The following is a 20,284-nucleotide window of genomic DNA, read 5'->3' on the forward strand; positions in this document are numbered from 1 at the left end:
CTATAATATCAGTGGGTATAGTCAGTGTTAATGAGTCCTCTGTCTTTGAATATTATTTTTACCATTCTATATGCCATTTCTGTCAGTAGAATCCCCAATGCTGCACCTACTATTACATCTATCATCCAATGGCGATTGTTGAGAATGCGTGTCATGCCGGTTATTATGGCGGCAGCATACGCAACGATGCCTACCCACACGCTCTTAAATCCATATTCTTTATAGAGCAGAGTGGCTGTCATGAATGCCGTTGCTGTGTGTCCTGAAGGAAAAGAGAAAAAGTTGGACTCGTCGGGACGTAAAACTCCGCATGCCAATTTCAGAGAATTCACCACCAGCTGAGTGAGGATAATGGAGAGAACGATAAAGGTAAGAAGTCGTTTCCATTCAAATTTCCCTTTTACTCCACCCAGCTTTAACCCAATCAGGAGGATACCCGGGAACAATTGCAGGTAATTGTCATAGCTTTGATGGAAGAGAGGAGTATGCATATTACGTAGTCCGCGCACATAAAGGTTGATATTCTTAATGATGGGATGAAGAAAGCCACTTTCCCCCCATAGCTGTGCGGCTATGATAATCAGAATAATCATATAAAAGGATACCCATATAATCAGTTTATATCTTTTCATACTTTTTCTATTTTAAGGTAATAATTGTCGCTGTCGAAATATGCCCGAAAATATGTATTCTCTCTACATCCGTTTTTGATATGTCGGATTTATTTATTCAGTAACTTCAGATATTGTCCGTATCCTTCTGCCGCCATTTTTTCCTTGGGGACGAATTTTAGGGATGCACTATTGATACAATAACGCAAACCGCCTTTATCGGCAGGTCCATCCGGGAAAACATGTCCTAGATGTGCGTCTCCGGTTTTACTTCTTACTTCGGTACGAATCATTCCGTGGGTGGTGTCTGTCAGTTCTTTAACCAATGCGTTGTCGATAGGTTTGGTAAAACTAGGCCATCCGCAGCCGGAATCAAACTTGTCGGTAGAAACAAATAAAGGCTCACCGGTAGTAATATCGACATAAATACCTTCTCGCTTTTCGTTCCAATATTCATTATGAAAGGCGGGTTCTGTTGCATTTCTTTGGGTGACAGCATACTGTTCGGGCGATAATTTGTTGCGCAGGGCGGCATCACTTGGCTTTTTGTAGGAAGGGGTGGCATTGGCACGTCGTGCCAACTCGAAAAGTTTAGGATTGAGATGACAATACCCATCAGGATTTTTATCCAAATAGTCCTGATGATATTCTTCAGCATTATAGAAATTCCTTAAAGGCGCTACCTCGATGGCAAGCGGACGTGAATACTCTTTGGCCAATTCGCGGACAGCATTTTGGATAACAGCTAAATCAGCCTTATCGGTGTAATAAATGCCGGTACGGTATTGAGTGCCTTGATCGTGCCCCTGCCTATTGATGCTGGTAGGGTCAATTGTTTGAAAATAAAGGTTGAGTAACAGCTCAAGACTGACCTCTTGAGGGTTGTAAACAACCTTCACGGTTTCGGCAAATCCTGTTTTATCCGTACAAACTTCTTTGTAAGTCGGGTTTGCTGTATTACCATTGGCATAACCTACTTCGGTGTGTTCTACTCCCCTGATTTGTTTCAGGAAATGCTCGGTTCCCCAAAAACAACCCCCTGCCAGGTAAATTTCACTCGTTTTTTCCATTTTAGCTTCTAATATTTGGCTTATGAAAAGCATGAAAATAAAAATAATATATCTCATATAATAGCTATAACAATTGAATGCAATTTATTGTTGTAGTCTATTGAACTTCTAATGCAAAGTTAGAACTAAATTCACAGAACATTGTTATTTTCAAGACTAAATGTTTTTACTGTTATGAAAAAGATATTGATTAGCGCATTGTTATTGACAGGATGCGCATTGCCGACAATGGCTTGTACCGGGATTTCGGCAACAGCAAAGGATGGTGGATATGTGCAGGCACGCACTATAGAATGGGGCGATAGTTATTTGCCCAGTCAGTATGTAGTGATTCCTCGCGGACATGAAATGACATCCTATACTCCCACGGGGATAAATGGGGCAAAGTTTCGTGCACGATATGGAGTAGTGGGCCTTTCCATTGTATTGAAGGACTTTGTAGCCGAGGGTTTGAATGAGGCAGGTCTTTCGGCAGGGCTGTTTTATTTTCCCCATTACGGACATTATCCGGCTTATGATGCAAAGCAGAATGCGCAGACAGTGGCCGATTTACAATTGGTGGCCTGGATACTTTCCCAGTTTTCGACAATAGATGAAGTAAAGGCTGCGTTGCAGGATATACGTGTGGTGTCTGTAGATACGACTGGAGCGAGTTCTACGGTACATTGGCGAATAGGCGATGCAAGCGGCCGGCAGGTTGTGCTGGAGTTTGTAGATGGTGTTCCTCATTTTTATGATAATGAGATTGGTGTGTTGACCAATTCGCCCGGTTTCCCTTGGCAAATGACTAATTTAAACAATTATGTGAATCTTTATCCGGGTGGGGCAGAGGCTCATCAATTAGGTGGTGTAACTATCTTCCCATTTGGTGCAGGTAGTGGGTTTCGGGGAATCCCCGGAGATGTAACTCCTCCTTCGCGTTTTGTTCGTGCAGCATTCTATAAGGCAACAGCTCCGCAGTGTGCTACTGCCCACGATGCTGTATTGCAAAGTTTTCACATCTTGAATAATTTTGATATTCCTATCGGTATAGAACATACATTGGGGCATGCACCGGCTGTCCCTAGTGCCACACAATGGACTTCTGCCATTGACCTAACGAATCGTAAGGTCTATTATCGTACGGCGTATAATAGTAATATTCGTTGTATTGATATGAAGAAGATTGATTTTAGTAAGGTAAAATATCAAGCTTTTCCTTTGGATAAGGAACAGGTACAACCGATAGAAGAGATAATTGTAAGATGAGACATGCTGGGGTTTTAATAAGATGAGGAGTAAAGGACAAAGAAAATCTACCTTTTTTGAAAAAAAAGTTTGGGAAATGTTTGTAGATTCAAAAATAAACCATACCTTTGCACCCGCAATTCGGAAGAAAAGCAATAATAAAGGATTGATTCGCTAGCTCAGCAGGTAGAGCACAACACTTTTAATGTTGGGGTCTTGGGTTCGAGCCCCAAGCGAATCACTTTTAAAAGACTAAAAAATCAAGCGGTTATCTAAAACAGATAATCGCTTTTTTCTTTTATATATTACGGTTTGGTGGCTCTGATGTAAACCAAGATGTAAACCGGTAAACCGTATGAGCGAAACAATTAAAGTACTGTGTTACAAGTTAAAGACACTTAGCAATGGCGAACACCCACTAATGGTTTGCGTCTGTAAAGACGGAAAACGAAAGTATCAAAGTCTTGGTATATCCATTAAAGCGGAACAATGGGACTTTAAAAGCAATCTGCCAAAAACGAAATGCCCCAATCGTGACAGAATTATTCTCCTTATAAACGAGAGAATCAACGAAATACAGAAAGCCGCTTTAGACAAACGAATAGCAGGCAAAAACTTTACGGCTACAACTCTCATTGAATCTACCACAAACAACACCATAAATAAAACAGTTGGTGAATACTATCTGACTTATATTCAGAATTTGAAGAAAGAGAACAGAATCAGATATACAGGAATGTTTGAAGTATCCTATTCTTCTTTTATCAAGTTCAACAAACATCTTGACATACCATTCTCTGATATTGATGCCACTTGGCTAAAGCGTTATGAGTTGTGGATGAAAGAACAGAATCTTTCTGTAAGCACCATAAGCACACGAATAAGACACTTGCGAGCCGTCTTTAATTTGGCTATTGCAGAGCATTCCATTAAGAATGATTGCTATCCGTTCCATTCCTATAAAGTTTCCAAACTCTACAAGCAGACAGCCAAAAGAGCAATAAGCAAAAAGGAAGTATTAAAGATTATGCAGTATCAAGGGGACACACCTATGGAATGTCTTGCGATTGATGTCTTTGTGTTCTCCTATTTAAATGCTGGCATCAACTTTATAGATATAGCCAAACTAAAACGCTCCAATATCGTGGAAAGCCAACTTATATATAATAGAGAAAAGACCAAGAAACTGATAAATGTACCACTCCAACAAAAAGCGATGGAAATTATAGCCAAATATGAAAATGACAAGTCACCATATCTATTTCCTATCCTTACTCCTTTTCATAAAACAGAAATACAGATAGCCAACAGACTACATAAAGTATTAGCGAAAATAAACAAGCACCTCAAAGAAATAGGTAAAAAATTGAAATTGCCAATACCTTTGACTACATACGTGGCAAGACATTCTTATGCAACCGTATTAAAACGTGCAGGAGTTTCTACTTCTATTATAAGTGAATCATTGGGACATGGTTCAGAGAAGATAACACAGGTTTATTTAGACAGCTTCGATAACTCACAGATAAACGATGCAATGAAAAACTTACTCTAAACACAGAAAAGTCCGCTTATCAAATGATAGGTGGACTTTTTTCATTACCTTTATAGCCTAAAAATCAAATTTATATGGAATTACCTATAAGATACCTGAATGAAAAAGGGCAGCTTGATGATGGCGAAACCTCACAAATGAGATACGTCTATGACATTATGTATGGAGAAGGTGAACCCTACCATAATGCAGACTGGTCTGTTGTCATTTATCCAAGCGAAGTTAAATTAGTGGATATTCCTTATGCAGCAGAAATCTTTGCAGAACGGTATAATACTGGGCAGATAATATGCCCCTATAAATACGAGGACTATATAAGAAATGGTGAGTTGCAAGATACCATAAATGGGCTGGGACTTGATGCAAACGCTTTTTGGCTTTTGGTAATGTTCAGTTTTGATTATGCTTGCAGTATGTGTTTTGACAGTTCTATCATTGCGCCCACACGTGGAGAGAATATAGAAAGCCTTATCAATTTATTGCCTGATGATAAAGATTCAAAAGCCAAGCTGACATTAAAAACAAGCAAAGGCAAGTATGAGATAATAAGCCACAAAACAATATCCCTTATCTTAGAGTGGATAAAAAGAGGTTATGAGCAAGACAAAGATTCTATTGGCATAAACACAATAGATATAAATAATACGTCTGAACTATTCCAATCAAAAGAAGAATCTGATTCTGTACTTATATGGTACTTCGCCCACCTATTAAAATACTTTTTTGACTTGAAGCCCCAATTTAAAGGCAAACGAAAGAAAGGTGAAACCGTATCACTCAACAAGAACCTACTCATATCCAAGTTAGTCTATTATACGCAACTTTCTAAAAATACAAATTTTTTAGATGATACTGATACACTTAAAAGTTTCTTTAAGCAGTATAAGGACAAAGATATAAAAGGATTTTCTAATATATATCCAACTCCTTGATATAGTACATTTTCACTATAATAAGAGCCTTGTTTCTCAAATATGAGAAGCAGGGATTTTCTCTTTTATGCCCCCTCCATTTTAAAGGGGTATAGAATTACTATGCTTTTTTATCCCCAAAATACCCTTTAACCTCTCCATATCTTTGCAACGTAATCAAAAGCCAAGTGCGCATAAGGCAGACGATTACAAGATAAATTGATTATAAAAAAATAAAATTTAAAATTATGGAAGCAGTTAAAAATAACAACGGAGAGAACTTAAACATAGTAGATAACAATCAAAATGAGAAAGTTATGAATAAACGACTTAATTTGCTCTTTATAGAGGGCAACCGTCAAAACATTGACAAAGAGAACATAAAAGCTTGTTACAACAAAATAAAGAACTTGGGCTATATTGAATCTATGCCGATTGAATATATACCAATGAATGAAGCTATTGAAAAAATTGGTGACAGGAAATTGTTCAAAATGACTATTGAACGAAATACAGGAAAAGGAGAAGCCACCATCAGCAACTTTAAGATTACATTAGAAGTCGTCAAGCAAGAGGACTATCCCAACTATGACGGAGTTTGCGAGGACGGACAACACAGAGATTTAGCACTCCAATTTCCTGCATTAAATGAAATGCAGCCTACATATACACCTGTACATATTCCTAAAGGTATGGATATTGTCAGTTATATAGCTCTGCGAAACAATGGAAAGGTTTGGAACAATGGCGACTTCTACAACTCCGGAATCTCAACAAATGACAAGGAAATGGATTATATACTCTCATTATGCAAGAAGTACAAGGCTGCCTTTATCTTCGCGCTCTACACCTTTGGAACTATCAATCTGACTTCTAAACAAATAAAGTCAATCCAACTGGGTTATAAGAATCCAACTGATTATGGCAAACTACAACTAAATAAGTCCACTCGTGAAATAGGAGATAAAATTTTGGATGCTTTGAGAGAACATAAGTTTCTATCAGAGGATAGATTTAACGGACGATTCGCGCAAGGGCTAAAACAATATTATAATGAGATTGAGCAAGATGAGCAAAAAGTTATTGACACAATAAATCTAATAGATAAAGAACAATGGGATAAACACTTTACTCCAAAACAAGGTCAGTCTATGGAAGCCAAATCGTACGTAGAAGCATTTAAGGCTTTATATGCAGATTTTGATAGATGATATAAATATGGGCTTGTGCGACAGGCAAGCCCTGTATCTCCAATTTAAATTATCCAACTTGAAATGCTGTTTTTATCTGTTTTTCAAGATGATATAATTTTCAAGAATTGGGTGATATAAAAAGTAAGGACATACTATTAACTATATATACTATTAACATAATTAACAGGCTTCCAGCCCTTATAGGCAAAAAATCAACAAAACTCATACTGACATGAAAGTAGCAGACGAAAACGGTTACAGGTTGTTTCCTATAAATTTAGGCAAACTTCTATTGCATAAAGAAGCATACGCTTACCTCTCACTTCTTTTTAAGAGTGATTACAATACGGGCGAATCAAACGTATTATTGGAAACCCTCTCTAAAGAAGTCGGTTATGATACGGAAACGGTCAGTAGCTATCTGCACAAGGCTAAAGAACAGGGTTATGTTAATATTACACGAAAATATATCAAGGGAGAGAACGGAGAGCCTAAGACAAAGAACTTTTATAATGTGCAAATTCCCTCTAAAGATTTTATCATAGTCAGCCGTGACTTTATAAACCTGCATTTTAATAATCTTCCTTTAAAAGAAGAAACGGACATCAAAGGTTTTATTCTCCTTATAAAGTGCATCTGTCTGAATAATTGCAATCTGACATTTTATAGTCTTAGAGATATGGCAGAACATTTATCCATTTCATACGGTACGATTCAAAAGTATATGAACAAGTGCATCGAATTGAATTTGATAGAACGACACAAAGGATGTTACAGAATCACACTTGATTGCTTTGATAAAGGAAATACAGGTTACTTTCCCAAAGGTATTCCTCCACTTTATAAGGAGATTTATAATACAATAGACTTGTTTTGCCAAACAAAGGGCATTGAAACTCCACCTTATAAAAAAGAGTTGATAAGTCTAATTGCTGCAAAATATCCATATACACGACAAGAATTGAAACAGACAAATGACATAGAATTTATAAAGACATATTCTATTAAATATCAGTTGGCTCAACGGCTACACAATGTTGATGAACCTATAAACAGCTTGAATTACTTTGTGAAAGTACTAATAAACAAAGACTTTAAAATACCACCAAAGAAAGAACCGCTAAGAATAGTAATGTGAATCATATAAAGATAGCTCCGGCTGTCTTTTTTTTTATTGCAATGAATCAAGCATATATAAGCCACCACACATTTTAGAAATCAATTCCTTTTAAAGATAAGCCCTATCTAATACAAGTTATATAGCCCAATACAATTTTAATATAAAACTCAATCCTTATAAAATTACAAACAGCTATTTTTCAGAACTGCCAAAAGAAGAAAACTATAAATAGACACATAAGCAGATATATACTGATATAGTAGAAATATCCTCCTCTCTCTATCCTATTATCCTGTTTTTAAAATTGGAGAGAGCCATATACAAGCGAGCCTACTAAATTATTTAGTCCCCCCACCAATACTTGAATAAAAACAAAGAATAAACTTAATCATTCACTAATTAAAAATTTCAAGTATGGAAAATTCAGTTTTATTGCCTACAATGGCACAGAAAAGAAGTAGTGACTTCAAACGGTATGCAGAGGATGCAACAGTAATTTTAGAAGAAACTACAAAAGTCCAGAAAGTGAACCACTTTATAGAAGCTAATACTATGGAGATTGATTTACAGCATTTAAAGAGTGACTGTATTGTTCCCGTCTTTTCAAAAGACAACGAACTGACTATTTCGCACAATGCCTTTATTGAAACGGTTTGGGAAGCTACACAGGCATTCTTTACAGGTGAAACGATTGATAAACCTGACATTCGTGTTTCTCACATTGTCAAAGGCAGAATCCCCGAAGCGATTCATAAGCCTGCAAACCAACTCTTAGAGAGTGACAAGACACAGTATTTTGAACGTATGATGTTTTGCATTGAAGTACCTACCATTTACGAAACGGTAGAGGGAAACAAACTCACTCTAACGATTGGCGGTGTGCGTGCTTATAATCACATGAACCTCTATTCAAAGAAAACCGTTGAGAAATTCAAGGTTTTCATTGGATTTAAGAATCTCGTTTGCACAAACTTATGTGTTTCAACAGACGGTTATAAAAGCTGTTTGGAAGTTACCAATACAGGCGATTTATATCGTGCGGTTTTGGAAATGTTTAACCACTATAACCCTGCAAAACACATTCACCTTATGCAGACACTTGGAAACAGCTATCTAAGCGAACACCAATTTGCACAGATTCTTGGAAAGATGCGTCTTTACCAATGTTTGCCACAAGGCTATCAAAAGAACGTTCCTCGTTTGCTTATCACTGACACACAAATAAATTCAGTTGCTAAGGCTTATATGCAGGATTCTGACTTTGGCGGTTTTGGCGGTGACTTGTCTATGTGGAAATTTTATAATCTACTGACAGGGGCTAACAAGTCAAGCTATATAGATTCTTTCTTGGATAGAGCCTATAATGCGACAGAAATAGCGCAAGGGATAAATGCGGCTCTGTATGGTGACGAGCGTTACAAATGGTTTATTGACTGATTTTACATATTGAGAGATATTCAGAAATGGGTATCTCTCATTTTTTACAAACAATTAAAATTTGAAGTTATGGATAAAAGAGAAAATCAAGAAACAATGGCAAAGGTTGGATGCGGATTTGCCGTATTTGCAGCGATATTCATTTTCTTTTGCTGCATTAACCCTGTTATTACGGTTGCTGTATTTATGATGTTGGCAGTTCTAATTTCGTGCGTTTATTGATTCACTAATTTATAGAAGTGAAAGTGGTTTGAAAATCAATCTGTTATGATTTGAAATTCAAAATTGCTTTCACTTTTATAGTTAAACCTACAAAATTGAAATAATATGAGTTTGAAAAACAGTTATACAACAAGCGACTGCCTACAATGGGATAGTGCTACAAACTTGGTGAGAAAATTATACAGAGATAAGAATTACAGAATAAGCCTACTTATTGGATGTGGCATATTCTTTGGTTTGCGTATCTCTGACTTGTTGCAACTCACTTGGGATATGCTTTTAACTTATGAAGCGAAGTTTATCATTACTGAAAAGAAAACAAACAAGCGTAGAGAGGTGAGGATTAACAAAGAATTTCAGAAGCACATAAAAGATTGTTATACGGCTTTAGGTATTCAAAATTTAAATGAACTTTGCTTTTTGTCAGGCAGAGGGAAGAATAAAGTCTATTCTATCCAATGGGTGAACATTGTACTTAAAGGATTGAAAAACAAGTACAATTTAAAGATAGACCATTTTTCTACTCATTCACTCCGCAAAACATTTGGCAGAAAGGTTTTTGAATCCTCTGAAAATGCAGAATTAGCTTTAATCAAGCTAATGGAACTATTCAATCATTCAAGCGTTACCATTACAAAACGCTATCTTGGGCTAAGGCAGGAAGAACTTTTAAATACATACGATTGTCTCAGCTTCTAAATTTGAGTGGGTAGGAAATTCAGAAAATTTGCTCTTATATGGGCGATAACTGATTTTCTACCTACTTGGATTCTACAAAATAGTGTTCTAACAATTTAATAATAAGCATAGTTCTTGCTCAAACAAACGCTTTTCTGTAATTTTGTAGCAATTTCAATAACCTAATGCGTTAGGGAGTTGAAAGAACATATAAACGAAAGGGCGTTTAGCAAAATTATCCCTTGTTGGAATCTGGACAATTCTACCGTATGGATAATGAGCAGGAACGCCCACACCATAGTCATATACTTACCTTTAGGGGCACTATATACTATCTTGGTGTGGGCTTTGCTTATTACATACGGTGGGCAGTCCAGAACTCTTAGCAATAAGAGAGCCTCAACAAGATAATAAGCTAAAGTACCCACACCTTTTCTTTGTATGTAAGCTAAAGAATAAAAATCGCTTCTTCCGGGTATTAAGTAGCACAGAATTATATTAATAAGTAATGATGCGATTTTCATTTTCTGCTGTGGTTTGTAATCAAAATAAATCTTTTACTTTTGATGTGCCAACCAATAATCAAGGAGTTATCACCAACAGATTTTGTCCCAAAGCATTCTTAGTTCTCCAAAATGTTTTTTATGACGCAATTACTCCTATAAATGGTGAAACTGTATTAGAGTTTGAACAAGATTGTCGCAATTTGGCAAATGCCATAACAAACTCTATATATAAAGATTCTAATAACAAATGGGAGATATACATGGATGCTTTGGCTTGTTTGGTCACAACACATGTTAATCAATGTGGGAGATTGCTATTCAATGATTTACTCATTTATATAGATATTTTCTGCTATTTTCTATTTGCAGACGGGATTAACGAGAATAATATAAAAACAAATTATCCACGATTTACTTATCAGTTTTTGATTAAAATGCCCAGTTTTCTAAAAGATTCTGCAACATTACAACCTCTCACAAATACCAATATGGCTTCCATAATAAAAGAATTGAATAACAAAGCCGAAATAGAACTTGGAATCAGATAAATATGAATAGGATAAAAAAATATATATTGCTTTTTCTAATATCAATATGTGATATTAGTTTTTCTTTTGCTGACATTAGTAATCGTGGTAAATATTCAGATTTTGAAGACTATAACAATAAATTGGATGATATATTTATTCCAATAATTGCTATTATATTGACTTTCATAGGATTTATATATATGTATTATACAATCAAAGAAAAGTATATCCCCAAAAAACAAAGCAATTCTATTAAAGTTACAACTCCATCCTATGATAATAAGATAAAACAAATAAAAAAGCAAGACGTTACACAAAATAGAGAAACCAAGATAGAAGAATTACTCAAAGACCCTTTTAATTTGAGAATACATAAATTACATAAAGCGATTTACATCTATTGCGACAGATTTAATAATAGATTTATCCATTTCGATGAATATTTCCAAATATGCTTTTATATGCTCAACTTATTAGAATCGTATGGAGAGTTAAAAAACAAAGAAGAAAGGTATAAAGCAGCAGATTTGCTCTTGTATTTTAATGGATGTGAAAATAATGATTCTTATGCAATGATACTGACTAATGCGAAAGAGATAAAAATGAATCCTTATTATCGTTTTATCACAACTAACACACAGGCTATTTATGATATTTACAAAGAATTGCTTGGAGAGTATGTTTGGAGACCAACTATTTCTTCTCCTGAGCCTTTGAAAATAGATACGATAGGTAGAAACATTTTCAAAAGTCATACAAATAAATGAAAACAATAGATAAACAACAAATAAAAAAGATATTTCTATTTTTTGCCACAATAATAGTTTTATCAGCTTGTTCAAATTCCAAATCAGAACTACCTATACATGGAGAATGGCAAATGATTGATTGGAACGGAGAAATGCCTATGTTGGATATATTTCTGAGTTTTCAACAAAACGGAGAATACTATGATTCCAGTTCAGAAGATGCTATTTGGAATTATGAATACTTTTCCCCTGATTCTCTGATTCTATTTCATCATGGATTTTATGAGGAAAGATATAGGATTCTTAATGCAACAAACGATACTTTAGTTATTAGGCTATCAGAATCTATATTTCATACGGAGGAAAACGGAATGGAAGTGGCAAGTAGATATGACGATAACACCCATCCACAATTCATATTTATTCGTAAAGAATAGCATATAAATATCAAAGAAATTATAAACAGATGAAAGCAACACTTCCACTTCTTACGATACTAATAGTTCTGTCAGCTTATAGCATGAAACAGGACAAGACAGAGCAAGTTTCTACCATTGATAGCACCTTGCAAACAACAGACACTATTACGCAAAGAACGCTCAACGATATACGTTTTGAGGGTTGGGAAAGAAACGAGTGGTTAGATAATGAATATATCCGTACTTTGCGAAAATACTTGGACGATTATAATAATAGCATTGTCAGCAACCCTGTATTAGACCCTTATAAGGAACAAATAAAAGGTCAGTTTGTCGTTTATGATATTAATTCATACTTGTTAGGCGGTGCGCTTATTAGAATCACATTTCTTGATATGCCTAATAGAGTTTTCAGCAGTTGGATATACAGCGATGTGGACGAAAAGAAAGGAATTGTAGAAAGCTATGAATTTCGTTCTATTGCCATAGAGGAAGAAAGAACAAATATGACTAAAGAAGATATATTGCAAGCTATAAAAGAAATGGACGGACTTAAACTTTGGTAAATCAATAGAACTTAAATATGGAATTTGGAATAGTAATAATCTGTGCTATACTCGTCTTTGCCGCTTACATAGCTGGCAGAGTTGGATATGCCATTGAAAATGACAAGAAAGAGAAATCTGATTACGATAGGATGGATGAATCTATCAATGCCGCAATTAATGAAGAAGATAATCAGACAAGGAATTTACTGATAAAGACATTGGAAGATATTGGTTGCCAACACGGAACGAACGAAGATGGTTCGATTATCTTCAAATATCAGGGAGAGGCATTTGAGGTAAACACAAGCAACGACAGTCATATCATTTGGATTTATGACATTGCATGGGGGCACCTAAGTTTGAATGACCCTGATGTGGAACTTTTGAAGCAAGCCATTAATAAATCTAACGAATATACTCCAATTATAAACGTATATACAATAGACCAAGAACAAGGGCTTATCACCGTCCATTGTCGCATGGCATCTTATTTCAGTGGAAGTGTTGAAAGACCTCACGACTATTTGAAATCTATTTTGGACTCATTCTTTTTTGCCCATCAATGCGTAAAAGACGAATTGGGCAAGTTAAGCAACAAACATGAACAAAAAGAAAGGGTTGAGATAAAAGGTTTTCGCGGCAACTGATAAATGTTATTGGAAAATATAACAATGTCCAATTTTTCTTCTTGGTACTCTTAATAAAGAGTAATGGAATGGGGAAAAATTAGACACGAAAACAAGAGGACTTTTTTTGAGAGGAATCCATTTTATAGGGAGAATTAGAAAAAAGTACCACTTATTGAAAAAGCCACTCTATTCTATCTTTCAAAAATTAGAATAGGGCGACTTTTTAAGTGTTTGGAAATATCTGAATAAATACATCTATATACTTGATTTTCTTTTTTATTACTTGCATAGTTCCACTAAAACAGCTAACTTTACAACGAGATAATAAACAAAATAACAATCACATCTTGCGTGGTACAAATGTAAACCACCATGTAAACCGAAGAAAGAAAGCGGAAGATTCAAAAGGCATATAAAGATAACCGTAAGATTCGCTGGCTCAGCAGGTAGCCTTTTGAAAGTCGAGCCGTAGGCGAGGCTTTTAAAAGGTGAAAAGCATCAACACTTTTAATGTTGGGGTCTTGGGTTCGAGCCCCAAGCGGATCACCAGAAGAAAAGCCAAAAGGCGACAACAAAAAGACAAGTCCTACAAAATCAACATTTTGTGGGACTTTTTTATTGCCTTTTGGCTACCTTGACCGTCACGAAAAGGTCACTGACAGACAGAAAATAGTGCCTTATCCGTACCCCCGACAAAATTCTTCAAAAAGGGGTACGAATTGGCGGAAATTGGCGAAATGTTGTCGGGAATTGGCGACCCTGTATTTATCTCATTATGAGTTAATAAAAGTAGTTTTGTAACTTAAAAAATGAGGTATGAAATCAACATTCCGAGTATTGTTCTTCTTGAAAAGGGACAAAGTAAAAAAGAACGGTAATATGCCAATCATGGCACGTGTTACCATTGACGGGAAATTAGCCCAGTTTAACACCAAACTGGAGGTTAATCCAAAGAACTGGTCTGCCAAGACCGGAAAGGTAAATGGCAGAGGGGCGGAATTTACCCGTATGAATGAAATGCTGGATAGCATCAAGGCTACCTTGCACAGACACTATCAGACCATTTTAGAGCGGGACAATTACGTGACCGCAGAGAAAGTACGCAACGTATTCTTGGGCAAGGAAGAAAAAGCGAAGACACTCTTGCAAGTATTTTCCCAACACAATGAACAGTACGCATTGAAAGTAGGGAAAACAGCCACGCAAAAGACATATACCCGTTACGAGCTTACAAAAAATCGCCTTGCCGAATATATCCACGATAAATATAATGTGGAGGATATAACCTTTCGGGAAATAAATGTCGTGTTCATTGAGGGCTTCTACCTGTTCATCCGTGAAAATTACCCGTGTACCCACAATACAGCCATGAAGTTTATCCAGCGTTTCAGGACTGTTGTCCTATTTGCCCACAACTTGGGACTGATTACCTTTAATCCATTCGGGGCGTATAAACTGAAATTTGAATATGTGGAACGGGATTTTCTTGAACAAGCGGAATTAGACCGGATATATCAAAAGACGTTCGCCAGCAAACGACTGGAGCAGGTTCGGGATATATTCATATTTAGCTGCTATACCGGGCTTTCCTATGTTGATGTCTGTGAATTGACACCTGAAAATATAAAACTGTCCTTTGACGGCAATTTGTGGATTATCAAGAAAAGACACAAGACAAGCGTAACGTCCAACATCCGATTGCTGGATATACCCAAATCCATTTTGCAGAAATATGACGGGAAATTACCCAATGGTAAACTGCTGCCAGTTATCAGTAATCAGAAGATGAATGATTACTTGAAAGAGATTGCGACCGTTTGCGGGATAAACAAGAGAATCACGTTTCACGTTGCGAGGCACAGTTTTGCGACCCTTAGTATAAGCTACGGTGTACCTATTGAAAGCGTTTCCAAGATGTTGGGACACACCAACATAAGAACAACCCAAATCTACGCAAAAATTATAGATACCAAACTTAGCGAAGACATGGACATTTTTGCTAACAAGTTAAATAACAGAAAAATATAAGTGGCATAGATATTAACTTAAAAGTAATGATTATGGATTTGCAGATTATCCAAAACAAGATTTTTGAGGTACGGGGTTGCCGGGTGATGCTTGACTTGCATTTGGCAGAACTCTACCAAGTGGAAACACGAGCCTTGAAGCAAGCGGTCAAACGCAATATAGACCGCTTCCCCGGTGATTTTATGTTTGAGTTGAGCAAAGACGAGTGGCTGGGACTTATCACAAATTGTGATAGGTTCTCCGACAATATCCGTCATACGCCCACTCCGCCTATGGCTTTCACGGAACAAGGCGTAGCCATGCTGTCCTCTGTTCTCCGCTCCAAAGTAGCCATAGAGGTGAACATCTCAATCATGCGGGCTTTCGTCCTCATGCGCCAAACGGCAGTCGGCTATGAAGAACTGCTAAAGCGCATCGAGGAACTGGAGGTAAGCACCGATGCGCAGTTCAACGAACTGTACCAAGCCCTTACCCAGCTTCTAAGCCAGTCGCAACAGCAGAAAGAACGCCGTCCGATAGGTTTCGTTACCTATGAGCGTTCAGGTGACAAATAGGTAACGATTTCGGTAACGAAATACCACCTAATAAGTTATATCCCAATATCGTACATTCTTCCACCTTGCGGGCAGTCCGGCGACTACCCGCATTTTTCATGTCCTTTTCCAACTGGCACATTTCCCGGAACGCCAGCCGTGCGTGGCATGGCTGACTGTATTCCGTGAAAAGAGCCGTTGGAAACCCGCACAAGCGTATTGCAAGCAAGCTCACAACACCCTTGCCTTTCCCGCCCGCATGGAGTGTTCCCTAAAAAGACCAAAGGGAACAGGCACTTTTCCCCTGTTTCCCTATCTGTAAATCTTCCTCATTATGCAGTCCCCCAGCCGGGACAGCCGTTTTTATCATTTCAATAGGCAAAGGTAGCTACGTGTCCTTCACGACTTTGCAAGGTCAAGCCGTCCCGGTTCGGCGAAAAAATCTTCCCTGCGACATTCGTTGCGAGGTATTTTTTGCCCGAAACCTTGCAAACTCTAAACACTACCCTTTTACGCCTATGTGAAACGAAAACGACCGACCCGACCGGAAGACGCATAAAAAAAAAGTCGGATTTGCGAGAAACAGGAAAAAAGTCCAGTGAAACTTCAACTCCCTCACCTCTCAAATCCGCATAAACTTAAAAAAATTACAATCATGGAAGCAACAACATTATCAGAAGCAAGGGTTTATGTAGGCACTTACGCCAAGTATAACAACGGTTCACTGTACGGCGCATGGCTCGACCTGTCGGACTATTCGGACAAGGAGGAATTTTACGATGCCTGCCGGGAACTGCACAAGGACGAGGAAGATGCGGAATATATGTTTCAGGACTGGGAGAACGTGCCGGAGGGCTTAATCGGCGAAAGCTGGATTTCTGAAAATTACTTTTCCCTGCGTGATGCGGTGGAGGATTTGAGCGACACCGAGCAGGAAGCCTTTTTCGTGTGGTGCAACTATAAAAGCCATGATTTGGGCGAGGAAGAAGCGGACGACCTTGTACGGGATTTCCGGGACGAGTATCAGGGACAATATGACGATGAAGAAGATTTCGCCTATGAAATTATAGAAGAATGTTACGACCTGCCGGAGTTCGCAAAGACCTATTTCGATTATGAAAAGTTTGCCCGTGACCTGTTCATGTGCGATTACTGGTTTGATGACGGCTTTGTGTTCCGTGCGGCATAACAACCAATCCGGGCGGGGTGTCAAAACCCTGCCCGCTAAAAACAACCAAGTTTATAACCATAAAAAAAATAAGACATCATGCAGTCACTTAACAAAAACGGGGTAAGCATCACCCAAACACCGGGAGAAGAAAAATACGTGAAATGTTGCTTAGGCGCATTCAGAGGACAGATTTATTTTCAATATGACTACCGCCACACGGACGGCGAACTATTCAGCACGGTAGCCAAAACGCTGGCAGAGTGCCGCCGCAGGCGTGACGGGTGGATAGCGAAAAAGAACGGAGTAATAAATAAGTAAATTTTGTGGATATGAAAACGACAGAAGTAAACAAGGAACTTATCGGCAGGCGTTGCGAGTGTATTTTTACGGGCTTAATGGTAACGGGTGTTATTGAGGACACGGAAGAAAACGAACACACTAAGGAGGTAAAAGTACGCTTCGACCGCCCGCACCAGTGGGGCGATGATTTGTATAACGATGTTTGGGCGTGGGGGCGCAAGACTGACGAGTTCGGCACGTTGCGCCACCTGCAACTGCTGGAGGGCAAGCCGGATTTTGTTAATAATAAGCAAATAAATAGGTTATACATTGAAATAGGGAGATTCAAGAATAAAATCTCCCTATTTCAATATTATTTTTACAAGAGAATACTATCAAAGTATTTGTATAGAAGAGAACGGAGTAGAAAATAAATTTTCATAAGTATTAATAGCGTAAGTATCCATCATCCCTGCTATATAATCAGAAGCTGCACGTGCATATTTTTTCTTTTTAATATCGTCATCATCACCGTCCTCAAATTTGGGACGATAGTCTGGCGGAAGTAGTTGTCCTTTTTTATTGACATCCTTATTATTATATAGTTTAAAAAGATTTTCTATTACTTTGGCACCACGTTCTTCATACAAAGCTATATTGGAATGTCGTGTTACTCCTTTAAATATCTTTTTGGATAATATCTTACATAGCGGTCTGCTCTTATCTAATTTCAATTCGCGATTTCCAGCAATAGTACCATGCTCAATAGCTTCACTTTCAATGATATGCCCTAACACTATATCATGGATAAAATAACTGGTTAACAAGGATGTGAGTGATTTTCTGAATACTTGAGAATATTCTTGTAGATTTTTATGTGATGATGATTTATTAGCTTTGCTTTGAGCTTTCTTTACTAACTGTCTCAATTCTTTCTCTGCCAACTCACATTCTTCATTGCTGAATTTTTTAAGACTTTGGTCTTTAATTCTCATTTCGTAAAGCAATTCATCAATAGTAAAATATCCTTGACTAAGAGCATCTTCTAAATCATGTACCGCATAAGCAATGTCATCTGCTAATTCTATTATTTGCACATCAAGAGTTCTTATATTAGCTAATTGATTTGCCTGCCTAAAATTTTCGAGTATATCATAATCTTCCGCATACATAAACTTTTCAATATTAGGGGCTTCTTTAACGAGATATTTATTAATGGCAAGCAATGTACGGTATGACAAATTGAGTCCGGTAAATTCAGGGTCTTTTTTTTCCAATGAACGAAGTACTCGGAAATTTTGAGCGTTTCCTTCAAAATGCATATCATTAGGTGACAAAAGGTCATTCAATACTCTTTCTCCTTTGTGACCAAAAGCAGGATGACCAATATCATGAGCCAATGCTGCTGCATCTAATAAAAACATATCACTTAAAGTTGTATCTTTCCCATAACAATCTTTATCAAGCTGCCACCTAATTCCTTTTGCAATTTGTGCGACCTCTAAACTGTGAGTTAACCTATTTCTAAAAAAGGCACTGGTTTCAATTCCTAGGATTTGCATTTTCCCTTGTAAACGTCGAAAAGCAGCACTGTATAATATGCGAGCATAATCTCGTTGATAAGGATTACGAGTATCATATCCTTTTAATCCATATTCCCGTTCTGAGATTTTGGCAGTATGAATTAGTTTGTCTTGACGTTTTATTTCTTTTATGTCATCTGCAGTGAGGTTCATTATCATCTTCTTTTTTTTCATAACAACAGTATCTTATTAATATTTACGTTATTAGTATGCAAATATAAGCATCTAAAAAATAACACACTACTTTTTAGATGCTATTTATCAACTATTCATTAAAAAATCCTTCAATTATTATTGTTATTGAACGATAGCGAAAGTTGTTGCATCTGTCCGAAGCAGTCAATCACATAAATGTCAATCGTCTGCAGGTCGGTCGATACCGAGGTATAGTAGAGCCGGAATGTTTCTTTCTCCAGCGGGTACAGGTCATTGGGCAGGAACACCGTGCCGTTATCCATTTCCAGCTTCCCCTTGCCGTCCGGTTGGAAATAGCGTATCTGATAGGTGGTCGGCTGGTAATAGCCGCCACGCACCAGTTGGCAGCGTATTTCGGCGGTTTCCCCGACTTTCAGCCTTTTGGGGACTGGCAGCGTTTCGATGCTGAACGGGTACGCCTGCTGAATATCCAAGCTGTCATTACAGGCGGTGACAAGCACGAGGGCGGCCACGATGTAGCAGCCCATGATGATTTTATACATTACATTCTTCATATACATTATTATATAGCGGTCAGTTGATAATGAATTTCAGTCCCACAGATACCTGCGTGTGGAACTTGCCTATGTCCGAGCCGAACAACGCCCGTTCCCTTGCGTTCAGCAGCAGAGCCACCCGGTCGGTCAGGTAGGCTTCCAGTTCCAGCGTGAGCGCACCGCCGTAAATGAAGCAGTCCTTATCCAGCAAGGTAGAACCGTCCGGTAGCAGTTTTTCGCTTTTGTTGCTCACCTCATACCCGGCGAGTGCCGACAATCCCAATGAAAGGAAAAAGGTCTTTCGCCTGTCCGAAAGGAATTTCAGGTAATAGCCGCCCTCTGCGGTAAACTGTTCTACGGGTATCTGCATATCCTTGTAGTCATACTTCTTGTGCAGATATTCGCCGCCAATCACCCAGCGGTTTGCGTTCTTGGTGTAAACGCTGTACGCCGCCCCGATGTGGTAGGCGAAATCCGTGTTATCATTCCAGTGTACACCGTCCGTCATGCCTGCCGTCACCTGTAAGCCTTTCATACTCGGCAGGTATCTTTGTGCGTGTGCCTGAAACGAGGTCAGGCACAGCGCAAAGAGC

The 20,284-nt window shown here is 37.9% G+C and carries 22 protein-coding genes and 2 tRNA genes; 19 read left to right on the forward strand and 5 right to left on the reverse strand.

Features of this window, described 5'->3' with window-relative positions:
• Positions 1–8: 8 nt before the first annotated feature.
• Entirely contained in the window at positions 9–632 is a 624-nt protein-coding gene (locus QYT14_RS14650) for a phosphatase PAP2 family protein (protein ID WP_286079294.1), read from the reverse strand.
• Positions 633–721: 89 nt separating this feature from the next.
• Positions 722–1,681 (reverse strand): peptide-methionine (R)-S-oxide reductase MsrB, encoded by a 960-nt coding sequence (gene msrB, locus QYT14_RS14655; RefSeq protein WP_237038487.1) that lies wholly within the window; start codon positions 1,679–1,681, stop codon positions 722–724.
• A gap of 174 nt (positions 1,682–1,855) precedes the next feature.
• On the opposite strand from msrB, the gene QYT14_RS14660 reads away from it, so the two are divergent.
• The 19 genes from QYT14_RS14660 to QYT14_RS18900 all read left to right on the forward strand — a co-directional run bounded on the left by QYT14_RS14660 (position 1,856) and on the right by QYT14_RS18900 (position 17,850).
• Complete coding sequence (locus QYT14_RS14660; protein WP_286079295.1) at positions 1,856–2,929, forward strand: choloylglycine hydrolase family protein; 1,074 nt, start codon at positions 1,856–1,858, stop codon at positions 2,927–2,929.
• A gap of 147 nt (positions 2,930–3,076) precedes the next feature.
• Positions 3,077–3,149, forward strand: a tRNA-Lys gene (locus QYT14_RS14665).
• A 114-nt stretch (positions 3,150–3,263) separates the two neighbouring features.
• Positions 3,264–4,463: a site-specific integrase gene (locus QYT14_RS14670; RefSeq protein WP_286079296.1), complete on the forward strand. Its 1,200-nt coding sequence runs from the start codon at positions 3,264–3,266 to the stop codon at positions 4,461–4,463.
• Between the two features lie 74 nt (positions 4,464–4,537).
• Entirely contained in the window at positions 4,538–5,395 is an 858-nt protein-coding gene (locus QYT14_RS14675; protein WP_286079297.1) for a hypothetical protein, read from the forward strand.
• A gap of 227 nt (positions 5,396–5,622) precedes the next feature.
• Positions 5,623–6,585 (forward strand): hypothetical protein, encoded by a 963-nt coding sequence (locus tag QYT14_RS14680; protein ID WP_286079298.1) that lies wholly within the window; start codon positions 5,623–5,625, stop codon positions 6,583–6,585.
• Between the two features lie 214 nt (positions 6,586–6,799).
• Positions 6,800–7,705, forward strand: a complete 906-nt coding sequence (locus QYT14_RS14685; protein ID WP_286079299.1) for a hypothetical protein — start codon at positions 6,800–6,802, stop codon at positions 7,703–7,705.
• Between the two features lie 396 nt (positions 7,706–8,101).
• The gene (locus tag QYT14_RS14690) at positions 8,102–9,124 is read left to right on the forward strand and encodes a DUF3871 family protein (RefSeq protein WP_286079300.1); all 1,023 of its coding nucleotides are present in this window, start codon (positions 8,102–8,104) and stop codon (positions 9,122–9,124) included.
• 327 nt (positions 9,125–9,451) lie between these two features.
• The gene (locus QYT14_RS14695; RefSeq protein WP_286079302.1) at positions 9,452–10,045 is read left to right on the forward strand and encodes a tyrosine-type recombinase/integrase; all 594 of its coding nucleotides are present in this window, start codon (positions 9,452–9,454) and stop codon (positions 10,043–10,045) included.
• Positions 10,046–10,532: 487 nt separating this feature from the next.
• Positions 10,533–11,078 (forward strand): hypothetical protein, encoded by a 546-nt coding sequence (locus QYT14_RS14700; RefSeq protein WP_286079303.1) that lies wholly within the window; start codon positions 10,533–10,535, stop codon positions 11,076–11,078.
• A gap of 2 nt (positions 11,079–11,080) precedes the next feature.
• Positions 11,081–11,827 carry a hypothetical protein gene (locus QYT14_RS14705; protein WP_286079304.1) on the forward strand — a complete coding sequence of 249 codons (747 nt, stop codon included), beginning with the start codon at positions 11,081–11,083 and terminating at the stop codon, positions 11,825–11,827.
• Positions 11,824–12,246: a hypothetical protein gene (locus QYT14_RS14710; protein ID WP_286079305.1), complete on the forward strand. Its 423-nt coding sequence runs from the start codon at positions 11,824–11,826 to the stop codon at positions 12,244–12,246. The genes QYT14_RS14705 and QYT14_RS14710 overlap by 4 nt, the downstream gene beginning before the upstream one ends.
• A gap of 29 nt (positions 12,247–12,275) precedes the next feature.
• Positions 12,276–12,794, forward strand: coding sequence for a hypothetical protein (locus QYT14_RS14715; protein WP_286079306.1), 519 nt, complete (start codon positions 12,276–12,278; stop codon positions 12,792–12,794).
• Positions 12,795–12,811: 17 nt separating this feature from the next.
• Entirely contained in the window at positions 12,812–13,423 is a 612-nt protein-coding gene (locus QYT14_RS14720) for a hypothetical protein (protein WP_286079307.1), read from the forward strand.
• Between the two features lie 456 nt (positions 13,424–13,879).
• A tRNA-Lys gene (locus tag QYT14_RS14725) sits at positions 13,880–13,954 on the forward strand.
• Positions 13,955–14,221: 267 nt separating this feature from the next.
• The gene (locus QYT14_RS14730; protein WP_008771993.1) at positions 14,222–15,433 is read left to right on the forward strand and encodes a site-specific integrase; all 1,212 of its coding nucleotides are present in this window, start codon (positions 14,222–14,224) and stop codon (positions 15,431–15,433) included.
• Between the two features lie 32 nt (positions 15,434–15,465).
• On the forward strand, positions 15,466–15,987 hold the full coding sequence (locus tag QYT14_RS14735; protein WP_286079308.1) for an ORF6N domain-containing protein: 522 nt from the start codon (positions 15,466–15,468) through the stop codon (positions 15,985–15,987).
• A gap of 634 nt (positions 15,988–16,621) precedes the next feature.
• The gene (locus tag QYT14_RS14740) at positions 16,622–17,155 is read left to right on the forward strand and encodes an antirestriction protein ArdA (protein WP_008771998.1); all 534 of its coding nucleotides are present in this window, start codon (positions 16,622–16,624) and stop codon (positions 17,153–17,155) included.
• A 78-nt stretch (positions 17,156–17,233) separates the two neighbouring features.
• Positions 17,234–17,455, forward strand: a complete 222-nt coding sequence (locus tag QYT14_RS14745; RefSeq protein ID WP_008771999.1) for a DUF3873 domain-containing protein — start codon at positions 17,234–17,236, stop codon at positions 17,453–17,455.
• Between the two features lie 11 nt (positions 17,456–17,466).
• Positions 17,467–17,850: a hypothetical protein gene (locus tag QYT14_RS18900; RefSeq protein WP_347280225.1), complete on the forward strand. Its 384-nt coding sequence runs from the start codon at positions 17,467–17,469 to the stop codon at positions 17,848–17,850.
• Here QYT14_RS18900 and dgt read toward each other — a convergent pair.
• The 3 genes from dgt to QYT14_RS14765 all read right to left on the reverse strand — a co-directional run.
• Positions 17,812–19,173 carry a dGTP triphosphohydrolase gene (gene dgt, locus QYT14_RS14755; protein ID WP_050758705.1) on the reverse strand — a complete coding sequence of 454 codons (1,362 nt, stop codon included), beginning with the start codon at positions 19,171–19,173 and terminating at the stop codon, positions 17,812–17,814. The genes QYT14_RS18900 and dgt overlap by 39 nt on opposite strands.
• Before the next feature lie 110 nt (positions 19,174–19,283).
• Positions 19,284–19,715, reverse strand: a complete 432-nt coding sequence (locus QYT14_RS14760) for a DUF3872 domain-containing protein (RefSeq protein WP_008772002.1) — start codon at positions 19,713–19,715, stop codon at positions 19,284–19,286.
• A gap of 13 nt (positions 19,716–19,728) precedes the next feature.
• On the reverse strand, positions 19,729–20,284 hold a 556-nt coding region (locus QYT14_RS14765; RefSeq protein ID WP_289826380.1), incomplete at its 5' end, for a conjugal transfer protein TraO.

This window comes from uncultured Phocaeicola sp., assembly GCF_948499155.1.
Taxonomy (GTDB): Bacteria; Bacteroidota; Bacteroidia; order Bacteroidales; family Bacteroidaceae; genus Phocaeicola; species Phocaeicola faecalis.